Source organism: Vibrio sp. TBV020, assembly GCF_046056895.1.
In the GTDB taxonomy this organism is placed as follows: Bacteria; Pseudomonadota; Gammaproteobacteria; order Enterobacterales; family Vibrionaceae; genus Vibrio.
In genome coordinates this window covers 1,184,197-1,198,615 of sequence record NZ_JBEEAQ010000003.1, presented here as the reverse complement: position 1 = coordinate 1,198,615, position 14,419 = coordinate 1,184,197, and the positions used below count along the sequence as shown (strand labels likewise).

The 14,419-nt window shown below is 43.3% G+C and carries 10 protein-coding genes; 3 read left to right on the top strand and 7 right to left on the bottom strand.

Translation table 11 applies throughout. The annotated features are described in order from the left end of the window. Positions 1–8: 8 nt before the first annotated feature. From AAFX28_RS13460 to AAFX28_RS13450, 3 genes are all read left to right on the top strand, one after another. Entirely contained in the window at positions 9–950 is a 942-nt protein-coding gene (locus tag AAFX28_RS13460; RefSeq protein ID WP_408688362.1) for a ChaN family lipoprotein, read from the top strand. 190 nt (positions 951–1,140) lie between these two features. Next, positions 1,141–1,497 (top strand): hypothetical protein, encoded by a 357-nt coding sequence (locus AAFX28_RS13455; protein WP_408688361.1) that lies wholly within the window; start codon positions 1,141–1,143, stop codon positions 1,495–1,497. 100 nt (positions 1,498–1,597) lie between these two features. Continuing rightward, positions 1,598–3,490, top strand: a complete 1,893-nt coding sequence (locus tag AAFX28_RS13450; protein ID WP_408688360.1) for a BCCT family transporter — start codon at positions 1,598–1,600, stop codon at positions 3,488–3,490. Between the two features lie 60 nt (positions 3,491–3,550). On the opposite strand, the gene AAFX28_RS13445 is transcribed toward AAFX28_RS13450, so the two are convergent. The 7 genes from AAFX28_RS13445 to AAFX28_RS13415 all read right to left on the bottom strand — a co-directional run bounded on the left by AAFX28_RS13445 (position 3,551) and on the right by AAFX28_RS13415 (position 14,418). Continuing rightward, entirely contained in the window at positions 3,551–5,218 is a 1,668-nt protein-coding gene (locus AAFX28_RS13445) for a mechanosensitive ion channel family protein (protein WP_408688358.1), read from the bottom strand. Positions 5,219–5,364: 146 nt separating this feature from the next. Further along, positions 5,365–5,802: a YcgN family cysteine cluster protein gene (locus AAFX28_RS13440; protein ID WP_408688356.1), complete on the bottom strand. Its 438-nt coding sequence runs from the start codon at positions 5,800–5,802 to the stop codon at positions 5,365–5,367. A gap of 107 nt (positions 5,803–5,909) precedes the next feature. Beyond that, on the bottom strand, positions 5,910–7,169 hold the full coding sequence (locus AAFX28_RS13435; protein ID WP_408688355.1) for a type VI secretion system ImpA family N-terminal domain-containing protein: 1,260 nt from the start codon (positions 7,167–7,169) through the stop codon (positions 5,910–5,912). A gap of 54 nt (positions 7,170–7,223) precedes the next feature. Beyond that, positions 7,224–10,721, bottom strand: coding sequence for a type VI secretion system membrane subunit TssM (tssM, locus tag AAFX28_RS13430; RefSeq protein WP_408690873.1), 3,498 nt, complete (start codon positions 10,719–10,721; stop codon positions 7,224–7,226). A 60-nt stretch (positions 10,722–10,781) separates the two neighbouring features. Then, positions 10,782–12,188 carry a type VI secretion system protein TssA gene (gene tssA / locus AAFX28_RS13425; RefSeq protein ID WP_408688353.1) on the bottom strand — a complete coding sequence of 469 codons (1,407 nt, stop codon included), beginning with the start codon at positions 12,186–12,188 and terminating at the stop codon, positions 10,782–10,784. Between the two features lie 2 nt (positions 12,189–12,190). Continuing rightward, entirely contained in the window at positions 12,191–12,832 is a 642-nt protein-coding gene (vasI, locus tag AAFX28_RS13420; RefSeq protein ID WP_408688351.1) for a type VI secretion system-associated protein VasI, read from the bottom strand. Continuing rightward, a complete protein-coding gene (locus AAFX28_RS13415; protein WP_408688349.1) occupies positions 12,829–14,418 on the bottom strand; it encodes a sigma-54 interaction domain-containing protein in 1,590 nt (529 codons plus the stop codon). Before AAFX28_RS13415 ends, vasI begins: the two co-directional genes overlap by 4 nt. Between the last annotated feature and the right edge of the window lies 1 nt (position 14,419).

Here is a 14,419-nt window from a genome sequence, read left to right as displayed (position 1 = left end):
AGGTTCTTATGTTTCGGCTTTTTGCCATCTCTCTTAGCACTTTAGCGCTCACCGCTTGTTCGACACTCTCTTCACATAATGCGGACAGCACAATCAATAATTTCTACGATTATCAGCTTTATTCACCTTCGATACAGCCTATTAATCTCCAGAAATTGCCGAAAGAAATTCTCGATGCTGATGTCATCCTCATTGGCGAATGGCACACCCACTCCGCAATCCATCGATTTCAAACTGAGTTACTAGAACAGCTAGCAACACAAAATGACGTAGCGCTATCAATGGAACAATTTTCTCGCGATCAGCAAACAACAATCGACAGTTATTTGGCTGGCGAAATAGGCGAGCAAGTGCTGATAAAAAACGGCAAAGCTTGGCCGAATTACGAAAGTGACTATAGAGCTCTTATTGAACTAGCCAAGAAAGAGCAGTTAGATGTCATTGCTGCCAACGCTCCAAAACCGCTTGTACGCTGTATCGGCCGACAAGGGATAGAATATCTAGATAAACTGAATGGAGAACAAAGAGCGAGTCTTGCTATCGATATAGACACCGCAGACAGCCCCTACAAAGAGAAGTTTATGGCTTCTATGCATCATGGTGAGCCCGAACAGACCGAAAAGCAGTTTGCCGCTCAGGTCACTTGGGATGAAACAATGGCTGAAAGCATCACCAACTACCTACATCAACACCCAACAAAGCAGGTAGTTCACATTGCAGGTAAGTTCCATATTGAACAAGGGTTAGGAACCAAAGCATCCATTTTAAAACGCAATCCAAACCTTAAAGTGGTCGTCATTTCACCATACTCAAATCTAGAAGATGCAAATCCAAACAGCGATTATGTCTTGAACGTGCTTGCACCACCAACTCGCTATATAAAAATGGAAAATCGTATGGCAGCCTACAAACACCTTACTAAACGCAACGATGATCTAGAGTGTAAATAGGCATTAAAGTTGCTAAGTTCCTATCGCTCCTATAACTCAAAGTTCATCTAGGAGCGATGCAATCTATCGGCATAAATTAAAATCGGCACACTTTATGCTTGTTTTATTTTTATACAAATTTTGCATAATTTGCACAAGTTTTTCATCAAGCAGTCGATATATTGTCTGAGGATAATGTAAGGAGATCATTATGACCCCAGTAGGAATGGAGTCAGCTAAGCTGTCACCAAGCCAGCAGGTAAAGCCTCAAGCAGCTGCCGCAACCCAAGAATCAAGCCCGGCTCCATTGAAAGTCGAGCAAAGCAAAGTGACCCTTTCAGAGGAAGGAAAGGCGCTTTTGGCTGCACTCCAGCAAATTGAAAAAGACGGTAAAGCAGCCTCTGAAGGCGATAAGTCCGTTGGAGACAAAGTAGAGTCTTTTGCACACGGGGCATTAGGTATGGATCACCCTGACAAAATTGAAGAAGAGGATGACGGTTCATATTCTGCGGGGCAATACCTTTCCGCTGCGGCAACCATTGGGGGTATTCTTTTAGCAGTTCTCTAAACGGCTAAAAACCTTCTATCTTGTCGACAACGATCTTCGTTTGTCGTGTAAAGTCACATCATTCCATAATCAAAGAACTCTTAATTATGGAAAGATACTTGTGCGTAACACATTTTCTCTTATTGATAAGCCAACCTTTTTCGGTGCTATCGCCCTGCTCTTAACCATTGTTATCCCCTTAATTTTGTTTCCTCAACAAGGTGCAGATTGGATTGCAGTGGCAAAAAGTTTCATGACCGACAAACTCGGTTTCCTTTATCTTGCCCTAGGCTTAGGCGCGTTTTTCTTCATGATCTACGTTATCTTCAGTGATATGGGTCAGATCAAGCTTGGTGAGCCTGACGAAAAACCAGAATTTGCCACGTCTTCTTGGGCGGCAATGTTATTTTGTGGTGGTATCGGCGCAAGTATCTTGTACTGGGGCTGTATTGAGTGGGCCTACTACTACCAATCACCTCCATTCCAATTAGAGCCAGGTAGTGAAGAAGCCGTTCGCTGGGCTGCTACTTACGGCCTATTCCACTGGGGTCCAATTGCTTGGGCTATTTACCTTATCCCTGCTCTGCCTATCGCTTATTTCTTCTACGTACGCAAGCAGCCTGTACTGAAAGTGTCTAGCGCCCTAATGCCAGTTTTAGGCGAAGAACGAACCAAAGGCGCTGCAGGTAAAATTGTAGATGTATTGTTTATCTTCGGTCTTCTTGGTGGTGCGGCTACTACGTTAGGTCTTGCCGCTCCTCTAATTGGTGAAGGCTTAAACTTCCTATTTGGCATTCCACAGACAACCTTAAGCCAAATTGCAGTTCTACTCGTTTGTACCGCGATTTTTGCCTACTCTTCCTACGCAGGTATGGAAAAAGGCATCAAGGTTCTGAGTAATATCAACTTCTGGGGCGCAATGGGTCTATTGGCCTTCGTTCTATTTGCTGGCCCAACCATTTTCATGCTAGAAACCGGTTTAGATTCTATCGGTCGTATGCTGTCAAACTTCTTCGTGATGGCAACATGGGCAGAACCATTTGGTGGCTACGGCACATTTGAAAACACCCACTTCCCTCAAGATTGGACTATTTTCTACTGGGCTTGGTGGTTGGTATTTGCACCAAGTATGGGCCTATTTGTAGCGCGAATTTCTCGTGGTCGCACAATCAAGCAAATGGTGTCAGGTTCGATTTTCTTTGGTTCACTAGGCTGTTTCTTATTCTTTATGATCTTGGGGAACTACGGTCTATCGCTACAGTTATCTGGTGAGCTAGATGTCGTTGGCATCTTGAATGCGGAAGGGGCGACCAAAGCCATCTTCTCAATGTTGGATGCACTACCTATGGGCACTGTCGTTATCGCCGTGTTCACGATTCTGTGCATCATCTTTACCGCAACAACATTCGATTCTATCTCTTACATCCTTGCTTCTGTAGTGCAAAACGATGTCACTGAAGAGCCGATGCGCTGGAACCGATTATTTTGGGCGTTTACCCTATCTTTCTTACCAACTGTTCTAATGTTCTTAGGAGGCCTAAGCACACTACAAACAGCGGCGATTGTCGGTGGTCTGCCATTACTGGGTATTTCAGTTATGCTGATGATCTCTGCGGTCAGAGCAACTAGCCTCGACCTACGTCATCAAGAGGACTATGTTGAACCAACCATTAATATCGAAGACCTTCCTGAAATGGACCCGTGGTCATCTGAAGGTATGGCACTAGCTCGCTTTGAGAGAAGCCGTGACGCTGCGCAAGAAGCAGCTGAACTTGAGCGCGAAGCGCTGACCAATGTCATTAAAGTTAAGAAGCGTATTCGAGCATTTGCACTGGAACATTCAGGTGAAGAAGAGTTTTCAGATCACCACCTTCCGCAAGATCTACAAAACGAGCTGCAACTTGCACTTGATGAGGTGGCAAAAGCTCAAGAACGTAAACAAGAAGCGTCTGAGCAAGCTCAAATTGCCCGTGGAGAGTTTAATCAGGCGGTCGTTAACGCAGCCGCTGTTTAGCAATAATCTTCCTTCCCTAAGTCAAAGCTCACCATTCGGTGAGCTTTTTTTATCTTTCGATTAGTCAGTTTCCTTGACCATATGTAAATGAACATCTTGTTGAGGGAATGGAATGGATATCCCTTCTCTGTCAAAGCGTAGCTTCACTTCTTTGGTGACATCCCAATACACATCCCAGTAATCATCTGTTTTAACCCAAGGGCGCACGATAAAATCTACAGACGAAGTATTCAGGGTATGAACCCTAATATTAGGCTCAGGAGAGCGAAGTACCGCAGGATGTTCGAGCACGATTTCCGTCAAGATTTTCTCTGCTTTTAACAAATCATCAGCGTAGCCTATACCGAAAACCATATCGACTCGACGTAGACGTTCATGTGTAACGTTCTTGATGACATCTCCCCAGATCTTCCCATTTGGGATGATGATGATCTGGTTATCAAATGTTTTGATCGTTGTATTCACCAAGCTCATATGACTAACTTTACCGTCAACACCACCAGCAAAAACAAAGTCTCCCACATCAAATGGGCGATAGATCAGTAGCATCATACCTGCGGCAAAGTTAGATAATGTATCTTGTAACGCGAAACCGATAATAACACCGGCAATACCGAAACCAGTCAAGACTGGGGCAAGGTTTAGACCAACTTGAGACAGAGCAACCATGATACCAATCACCCATACAATGTTGCCCGACATACCGATAAAGAAATCCTGCATTAACTGGGATAACTTGAGGTTTTTCGATACGACGGTTTTACTCACCACTTTGCGTACCAGTTTAGCGATAACTTTTGTCACTAAGAGCAACAGGACAAAAATGAACAACTGGAACAGGTGTTGCGGCGCGTTACTGCCTAACCAATCCCACGCATTGTTCGACCAATGACTAACAATAGAAAGAATCACTTTTCCTTCGAATAGGTCTTGAGTGATGCTCCCTGTCACTTCAAACATTAAGCGCTTATATTCGGATGTATCTAGACCAAGATCGTCAGCGATAGGAATTAGCGAGGTCAGACTATCTACGGCAATATTCATGCGCTGCTTAATCACCAACTGACTAAGTTGTAATGCCGCTTTTTCAGATTCAGGACTAACAGTAAGTTGCTTGCCGACAACATTTATTTGTTGGCTAAAATACTCAACCGAAGCAGAGATTACGCGTAAGCGCTTGGCCACAACACTTTTGTATTGTTCTTCAACAGTGCTTTCATCAACACCTAAGGTTTTTAGCCACTCAATGTTCTGCCAATTAGATTTGATGACATTGTCAAAATAGTGTTGAAGTTCTTGGTAATCATTAAGCAGAGAAAGTCTTTCTTCATCTTTGGCACCATCGATTTTGATGTTCAGTGCCTTGATTTTTTCATCAAGATAAAGGGTCGCTCCCCTCGAGTAGTTCTGTTGCAACTCTACTTGAGAAATAAGAGCCTCTTTAGGCATTGAGTCTTGCCTAACAGCACTTGCTAGTACAGATCTTAACTCTTCATTTTTCTGGAAAAGCTTGAGTTGAAGGGCATCTTTTTCATCACCACTTGATACGCTCAAAGTGTCAGACAGCTCTTTAAGATCTGCGTTGATCTTATTTATTGCAGCTTCTGCATTTGAGGTTGTAGCAACTGACACTTCTTGAGAAGCCATAGAAAGAGGGCTAAATAGCACTACAAGCATCAACCAAACACTGGCACGCCATTTTGTGCGACGGTGAGACAATGAATCCATAATTACCTCAGAAAGACAAATACAACTATTTGTTTATTATATGAATGAGCTTAAAGTGTACACCACAATATGGATAGGATTGATATCCTAACGTCAAGATATCATATAAAAAAGCAGCCACTCTAGGTGGCTGCTTTTTTATATAGTTAAGAACGATTTGGGTGATTCAAAATGTGGTCTTCCCAATTAACCACATCGATCTCATACACCACTTTATTTCGCACACTTTCACCTGCTGCGTGCATGGCTGACTTTGAGCCCGTTATCAGTGGATGCCATTCAGGTAGAGGCTGCTTTTCTGCTAACAATCGATAAGCACATGTATGAGGTAACCATGTAAAGTCTTCGATGTCGTCACGTGTTAGCTTGGTACACTCTTCATCGTAGTTAAAACGATTCGGATAATCTTTGCACGAGCACGTTTTACTGTTGAGCAAGCTACACGCAACATTGGTGTAATAAATTTCGTCTGTATCTTCATCCATGAGCTTGTGCAGACAGCATTTACCACAACCATCGCAAAGTGATTCCCACTCAACTTCGGTCATCTCTTCTAAAGTTTTCTGCTGCCAAAATTGCGTCATATTCGCTAACCTCAAATATTCAAATACGTCACGGAAAAAGGAAAGCCGAATTTATATAGATACTTTGACCAAAGTGCAAGCAATTCGGTCAAGTGTTAAAGATTCTTTCAGTTTACGAGTTGTTGGTTCAATTGAGCAATTTTCCAGCTTAATTGATTTAACCTGCGAGTTAGCTCCTCAAGCTCCGTTTGTGCCTGACGGTATTCCTTAGCCTCAATCAAACTTTCTATATACCCTACTCTCGCATAAATAGGAGACAAGCTCACAGCAAACTCCTCTAGGGATTGAGTAACAACAGTAACCTCAGACCAACGACGGTTCTTCACTAATAATGCAATATTAGCCATGTTAGTTCGAACTTCTGCGAATCGCTCTACAAACAACCCTACTTGCTCTAAAGCTAGCTTTTGTTCATTCATAGCCGCTTGGCTTATGCTATTCACTTGACTACTTTCACTAAACAAACGCTGTAGAACCCCAACCTTATCTATTACCTCTAGATAGGGCTGCTCTATCGAAGCCTGCATCTTCTCGTCGATTGTTCGCTCATATAAACCGATAATATCGCCCTGATACTCCCGCAAACTTTCAGGAGGATTCAGCTCCATAAACTCAGCAATGTTATTGGCATTCAATACTGGAGATTCGGTCAACGTTTTAAATTGCGGCCGACTAGGCTCGATAATATGCACGTAGCTCCACCAGCCAAAAGCAACAACAGCAACTGAGAGAAGACTCGAAAGGAATAGCCCCCACCGAAACCGCTCTTTGGGTATATACCCAATCAGTTGTTCACGATGTTTTTCATGCTTTTTCATCGCGGTGTGATATTGGGTCTCTATATGATCAATATGCTCAAAAATAGCAAAACCAACCCCTTCAAAATCTACTTCATGCTGCGGTTGACGCGATACTAACCAATAATGGATTCGCTCACACAAACGCTCACTTCTGTACAAGTCTCTAAGGTGCTCATGAGTTGGCTTCATACCTTTCAACTCGGGCAATACCTTTGCGTTTACCCAATCCAACAGTTCTTTTTGTCTCTTCGCTAACTTTGCATCAGGCTCTGGCTGCAACGTCAGACACTGGTTAATGAGCTCTAATCCGTTCGCATATCCTCTCATCCCCTCTAACTTTAACTTCGCAACGGTTAGGTAACAGCATAAAACTAAATCAAGACCTTGCTTTGCAGCGAGAGCTTCACAATTTTCATTTACGACTTGCCAATCGGTTCCACCCGATAATGGGTTAAAGCGACTGTTTATCTCATCTCTTACTTTTTGGTAGAGCTCAGTTTGTCTGATGGTCTCTGGGTTTGAGACTATGGTGTAAATATTCTGCTCAATGACAACAATTTGAGACATAACGACTTCGTCCTAATTCGAAATGGAGTGAACGCGTCACTCCATTTCAATAAGTTAATAGAGGGTCTGGGATAGCTTAAAGGACTTAAATAAACGCTCAGTAAAAGGGTTCGCATCAGATTCCGCATTAATACGATAAATCATGTTCCCACCAGCAAAATCGAATTTATAGTCAACCGATGTTTGGCTTGCTGCGAGTACATCACCTTTATCTAATAGGCGGAAGAACGCCCAGGGCCCTTGAATATTTAAACTACGAGGCGACACGTTGTGTTGGGTAGGAACAAGCGTCACTTTAGATACCGCCGAGTCTCGCAATGTATTTGGCCATATCAATTCCACGCCAGCACGTGGGCCATGACTGTAAGATAAGTACTGCCCATCGATATTCAGAATGCTCCGTCTTTTATTGCTGCTGAGTTGAATTGGCTCGACTGAAAAATTCACATCTAGGATGCCTTTACGGTTAAAAAACGCCTGCCTAATCCTTTGAGCCTGTTCTATCTGCGCTAAAACCTCTGGCCTGATGATCGACTGAACAGAGTCCGACTCATCGACAGCGATATTTTCATCAATAAAGATTTTAAGCTGATTAGTATAGAAACTATCTAGCGTACCTTGAGGAGCAAAAAAGGTTTCAAAGTCTTCTAAAGCGACATCTTTGGTTGATGTCGTATTAAATGGATAACGGTTAGCGAGTTTTGCATAATAAGGTTGAAATACATCTTCAGACCAACGTACTTCAAGGTGCTTGATCGCCTCTTGTTTAACAACATACCAGCTCTCATCTGCCAATTTTTCCATCATACTGTCTAACGGTTTTGGTAGACCTGAAGAGATGCGTTTAAGCGTATAAATTGGATCTGCGCTCACCAACTTAACTCGAGACTTCGTCGCTTCGAGGGCAGCCATTCCAGCATCCGGCGATTCTTGAATTCCTTTTAAGTAGGCTTTAAGTTCGTCCACTGAGTGCAACACTTCATTGATGTATGCAGGTTGTTCTCCAATAGCTTTTAACATTAAGTTTAACTCAGCAAATGGGGACTGAATGTTAGACGCTACTTGATACTTTGCACTTTTAACCAGTTCTGCTTCTATATCACCAGATGAATCAAGCCCAGAAATTACCTGAGTGTTACTCTCTAACGTCCTCAACAACCGTTGGAGAGGCTCAACATTACCCGTTAGGTTTTCTAAAACCATCACCGCATCATTGATATCGGAGAAGTACTTCATATCAATGTCGTTAAGTGCCGCTCGCCATGTATTTACATAATCTGCGACATACAGATTGCGAATTTTTTCACGTAATACTTGCTTATCTGCTTCGCTAAATTGAGCAGTCTTAGACTGACCTAATACCCAACTATCAATCAAGGCGAGTTCTGATACAGATTCAGAACGTGGCATGAAGTATTTTTCAAATCCAGTTTTTGTCAGCATCTGGGGAATATACAAGCTTTGATTAGATACCCTTTCTTCAAACACGACATCAAAAATTGGCCCGACTAAATTTCGAATACTGATAGAAGGTCCTAATACCGTTTGCGCGTTTAGCTTCAAGTTTCGATAAACACGTTGGTCATTCGGCATCGCGCTCAGTTCACGCTGTATACTCGATACTGTACTCTCATAAGGTTTCATCGCTGCAATAGCAGCTTCATCTCCATAGTTTTTTGATGCGACTAGGTCTGTGTGACGCATTGCGTAATCTAAATGGTCAAGAAGCTGGCCTTGGACTTTTTTATCTCCGGAAAAAGCCTGCTGCCAGTACTTACCAAAGTAGTCGAGTACATAATCTTTGTAACGGCCGCTCTTATCTACCATCATTCGATAGACTCTTAATACGGCGAGCTTTTCTTCATCCGTCTTTGCACGTTTTAAATCTACTATCACGTCTGCCATTAATAGAGGCAAAAAGCGGCTTTCTAGCAAATTCAAATACGTATTCTCGACCATCGGCCCAATAGTGTGGCCTTGATAAAGGCCAAAGTCGGAAATGTACTCCGGCTTCTCTCTAAAAAAACCAAACTCAAGGGTCGCTTCGCGTATCTTATTGAGAGGCTCTAAAACATCTTTTTGAGAAGCCAGTGATAAACTCGAGGGAAACTGCTCTTTATATTCATTCACCTTCATCAATACCGCGTCTGACTGACTAAAGTTAGTCAGGTAATATTGATGCCAAGTTCCCATCAGCAATATCGAAGCAACGGTACATGTCACAAACGATAAGCCAATCAAGCGACGCTTTTGTTTTGCCACACGGAAGTTGTCCGATGCTAAACCCGCTTCTGGATAGATAATGTTGCTAAACAACTGCTGAGTGAAATAAACCGTCGAGTTCTTAGCTTGTTGCGCTTTATTGATTGCATGTGACAACCCGTAGCGCCTTGCAGCAGAGTCGCTGAATGCATTACTAGGCACCCCCTGCTGATAAACAGATGTAAAGTACGCACCACGAACTAGAGCAGACGTCGAAAATTGATCACTCGATAACGCATCCTGAAAAAACGCTTGTAAAATACTTTGTAGGCCCGAAATCTGACGAGTGAAACTGTATATAGCGCTACGTTCTTCTTGCTCGATTGGTTCAGCAACTGCATGTGGAAATAACTCATTAATCCGGCTAACAAATTTACTGTATTCATCGGTAAATTCTTCTAGCCAATGGTCTAAGTTTTCGACAGATTCAAGAGAGAAAGTAAAACCTAGCACTTCATCTCGCTGAGCTTTTGAATAGTGCTTAAAGAATGGTTCGAAGCCATGTAACAGATCAAGCTTCGTTAGAGTGATATAAACAGGGAGTCGCGTGGTTAGAGTTTCCATCAACTCACGAATCCTTGCCCTTAATAAACTCGCATAAGCTTTACGCTCAGAAGCAGACGAGGTTGCCAAATGTGAAATGTCTAGTGCTAAAACAATGCCATTCAACGGCCTACGACTACGGGTTTTATCCAACCAATGGATAAAGTTCAACCATAATCTTCTCTCAAGTTCGCCATCATTATCTTCGCTCCGATTACCTTGAGTTAATAATTCACCATCTGGATCAATCAAAACCGATTCATCGCCGATCCACCAGTCAAAAGAATATGGGTTATCGCTTTTTTTACCCGAGGCTCTCATCACCGAAGAAAGTGCAAAATTTTGCCCCGAGCGGTTAATTAAGCTCGTTTTACCGGCATTTTCTAAGCCAAGAACAAGATACCAAGGCAAAGCGTACAAATAATTACGAGTATTCAAGCTTTGCTTCATTTCTGTCATAACGCCGTTGAGTTCACTCTCTTGGCGCTCTTCATACACTGAAATTGGGTCCAGCTTGAGCTGCTCTTCACGAGATTGCTGCTTCTTATAGTCTCTTAGCCGATTCCACTGCCAGAATCCCCAACCAGAGATAGCAAGCAAAATAAAAATAACAGACGCGATACCTCGCGCAAGTAATGTTTCTAGTGGCTTAATATCTCTGAATTCAAGCCATGGACCGGCCCACCAAATAAAGACATTAACTAAAATAAATAAAGTAAACAGTAAGATTGGCATCGCCGCTGCAATGCTAGGTTTGCATTTAGTTGCTAACCCTATAACACTTTTCCACATGGATATTCCCTTAACTTATGCTGACGCTGTATTTCGCTCTAATTGCTCTATGAGCGAAGGTTCCCATTGAGAGACTTGAGCTTGCATAGCTTCTTGTTTTAAATGTTGATATTGCTCTGTTGCCATACCATCAAGGTGGTTATGCTTTAAAAGGTCAGCACTGAGAAGTCGCCAATAAAATCGCTCTCTCGGCTCAATAGCGACATTGAGCCCATCATTTATCATCGACATTGCTACTGCGATACCGCCTTCTCTCGCTAGATTAAAGACTTCATCTCGTTGCTCTTGCCAACTATTGACTAAGGCTCCTGAGTTACTAGATTTTTCATTCCCGACTAACCACTCCTGGACTGGATCAGGAATAAAGCGTTCACCGCTTTTGAACTTTAACTCTCTCATTGTCGGGAAACGCTCTATGAACGCTGTGGTTTCTTCTTTTATTGCTTGGCACCATTGTTCATAGCCAAGGGCTTTAGCAATATCATGGCTTAGCAATTGTCCTTCAATCCAAAACGGCGATATGGTCAAGCTTTGCTCCACTTGTCGCCAGAGAGCCAAATTTGGCTGAGCCGATTGATCTTTGTACTCTTTGACGCGCTCGGCTTGCATTCCCCTCAGTAAACAGTGTCCACCCTTGTCATGATCTGGAAGCGAAGTGATGCCTCCCCACAACGCATGTCGACGTACACGAATCGCTAACGCCATACCGAACTCTTGTTCAGAGAGAAAATCAGCAACCTTTAACAGCGTCTCTTTTGCTGCTTTTTCACTAGAATTATCGATAGAAAGCGCAGATTGGCTTACCGAGGGAGAACTTTGTGAAGGTGATGGCGACGACACTGCTTGTCTCTTCTCTCGCTCTTCACTTTGGCTCGCTTTGCTTATTCGATTGCTCACCGTCGCAACAATGGACTCCACCATATCTGAGGCTAAGTCATGTACGCTAATGACTCGCTGCCATTCCAAAACCGCACAACTCAGCTCTTCTCTGGCTTGACTATCAAGGTTGTGAAAATCAAACTTGTCCACCGCCATAGAAAAGCGCTGGCACATTTGACTAAAAAATTTGCGACGAGGAAGATTTCCTCGTTTCCCAGGAGCCGGAAAACTATCTAGCCAATAGTGAGCGATGAAATCTCCCATGACGTGGAATGAAGCGATAAAACGATCGGCAGTCAACTCTTGGTGCAAGCATTGCAATAGGTAAACCAACAGTTTTATATCTTTGCTTTTCTCTTGGAGCAGTTTTAGTGTGCTGTGTTCAACTTCTTGCCATTGCACGCTCGCATGGGACAATGAACCTACTTTCATCATTTGGTCTTCGATGAAGTCAAACAACGGCTCATCTAACAGTCGCTCTCCCACTGGAGAGGAGTCACTAACAGGTTCAACGATACAATTGCGATATTGAATCAATTCCATACCTACCACCCGCAGAGCTTTCTTAAAGGACGTAATCCAGTTTGAAGCCCACTCGTATCAAACTGTAATCCATCCACTCTTTCTGAGTTTGACCTCATTATTATCCGTCGTTCTTTCGCGAGGTTTTTCATCATTTCAATCGCAGGGATACCCTGTGCTGATGAAAAAACGACACCCAAGTCATCACTTCTCCAAGCTTGGCGTTGACCATGTGCAATTGAGACAGATATGCGGGCATCATCCAAAGGCTCAGCTAAAGCCAGATCAATACGACTAATTTTGTCCATGCAACTCATGACCAACACTGCTGGCTTCTCGTCACCTTTATCCTGCGCCTTGAGTGTTAACCAAACATCTTTTTCATGCTTCACAGCTTTCAGTCCATGCTCCGCCTCGGCGTCGTCACTCGCTTCATCAAACGCAAGCAACCATATTCGCGGCATCTGCACAGCATCTGTCTGCCCGTTTGATACAACGGGCGTTTCAAAGAGCTGGTCAAAACAAGTCAATCGTTCAAGTCGCTCTGTAATAACGCGGCATTGCTCAGCCTGAGCCCACTTTTTTGTGCTACTTGCTACAGCCTTTCCAGATGCCCACGATAAAATGCCGACCCCTATCACCAATCCGATAGTTACTATTTTCATAGCGCTTGGATCTCCAATTTCTGACACTTGTAGGCGAGCGTTCGCTTAGGCATGCCAAGACTTTTTGCCGCTTTCCCTCTGTTACCTGCAAAAAACTTTAGGCGGTCACGAATAATTTGTTCTTCATAGTCACTAACGGCCTGCTTCAAATCAGTAATACTGGCGAAGTCACTTTGATGATGTTGGTACGGGGTGTCATGAGAAACTGTCACATGCGATGTAGGAAGTACCGGTTCACTTAGGCTTTTAAGCTCGAAGTTCAAACAAGCAATACGATTTGCAAAACTGCCCTCACTGACCTCTGTGTTATCTTCTGATTGGGCACATCCAAACTCGATCAGATGTTTTAACTCACGAACATTTCCTGGAAAGACATATTGCTTTAAGCAGTCTATAGCACGATAGTGGAGGCCTCGAATATGGCGACCATGTTGTTCATTGAACTCGTTTACAAAGTGCTGACTAAGCTGTTCAAGGTCTTCGAGGCGTTCTGCTAGGCGAGGTAATGACAGTGGATACTGAAACAGTCGATAGTAGAGGTCTTGCCTAAAATGTTTCGCTTGCACTCGAGCGAGCAAATTGACGTGAGTGGCGGAAACTAGACGAAAATCAGAAGATTTCTCTTCTTTTCCACCAACAGGCCTAAACTTTTTCGTTTCAAGAACCCGCAGAAGTTTAGCTTGAAGCGTCAAAGGCATATCGCCAATTTCATCTAAGAATAACGTCCCACCATCAGCTTGTGCGATTAATCCTGTTCTATCTGATTCTGCGCCAGAAAAAGCGCCTTTACAGTATCCAAACAACTCACTTTCTAATAAGTTCTCAGGAATGGCAGCACAGTTAATGGCGACCAGAGATTTATCACTGCGACTCGACAGCTGATGGATAGCTTGAGCAACAAGTTCTTTGCCTGTCCCGGTATCTCCTTGAACCATCACTGATAACTGAGAAGATGCCGCACTGACAATCTGTTGACGCAACCGGCGCATGACCTGACTTTCACCGATTAATGAATTCGATAAATCACTCGCGAGTTGGTGTCGTTTTTTGTCACGTTGAATCTCATTGAGGGATTCAGATAAAACTTTAATATCGCGCTGCTCTTGCTCTAGCTCCTCTAACAGCCGCCATTGCTTGGTAAATACATCCACAAACGCAGTGCACGTTTCACCTTCAAAAGCACTGTTAATTTTGCTCGGTTCTCCTTGCATATAAAGCACAAACTGAACGCAATTTGACTGTAAAGGTAATGGTTGAATGCGCACACCATCAAACATGCCAACTTGTGAAACTAGCTCACAGAATGCTCGGTCCGTTTGCCAGAAAAGCAATTCATCTGCAGAAAGAGACATCGCCTTAGCATTCTGTAAGACATGCGCGAAAGGATTACTCAGATCATTCACCGACCACGACACAGGTAGAGTTTGATCATGGGGGATTAGGCGGCGCCCTTCAGTGTTAGGAGAAAGTACCAAGCAATGTGACAAACTTAGTTCTTCAGATAATACTGTCGCGAACCTAAGCGTTAACTCTTCCTTGGATTTAATTCCGATGAGCTCTGTAGCCCTTACTAACCAATTTGCCATA

Excerpts from the sequence above, each read along its gene's own strand:
- AAFX28_RS13435 (WP_408688355.1), bottom strand. The coding sequence starts at position 7,169 with ATGTCTCAAATTGTTGTCATTGAGCAGAATATTTACACCATAGTCTCA.
- vasI (WP_408688351.1), bottom strand. The coding sequence starts at position 12,832 with ATGAAAATAGTAACTATCGGATTGGTGATAGGGGTCGGCATTTTATCG.
- AAFX28_RS13455 (WP_408688361.1), top strand. The coding sequence starts at position 1,141 with ATGACCCCAGTAGGAATGGAGTCAGCTAAGCTGTCACCAAGCCAGCAG.
- AAFX28_RS13460 (WP_408688362.1), top strand. The coding sequence starts at position 9 with ATGTTTCGGCTTTTTGCCATCTCTCTTAGCACTTTAGCGCTCACCGCT.
- tssA (WP_408688353.1), bottom strand. The coding sequence starts at position 12,188 with ATGGAATTGATTCAATATCGCAATTGTATCGTTGAACCTGTTAGTGAC.
- AAFX28_RS13440 (WP_408688356.1), bottom strand. The coding sequence starts at position 5,802 with ATGACGCAATTTTGGCAGCAGAAAACTTTAGAAGAGATGACCGAAGTT.
- AAFX28_RS13415 (WP_408688349.1), bottom strand. The coding sequence starts at position 14,418 with ATGGCAAATTGGTTAGTAAGGGCTACAGAGCTCATCGGAATTAAATCC.
- AAFX28_RS13445 (WP_408688358.1), bottom strand. The coding sequence starts at position 5,218 with ATGGATTCATTGTCTCACCGTCGCACAAAATGGCGTGCCAGTGTTTGG.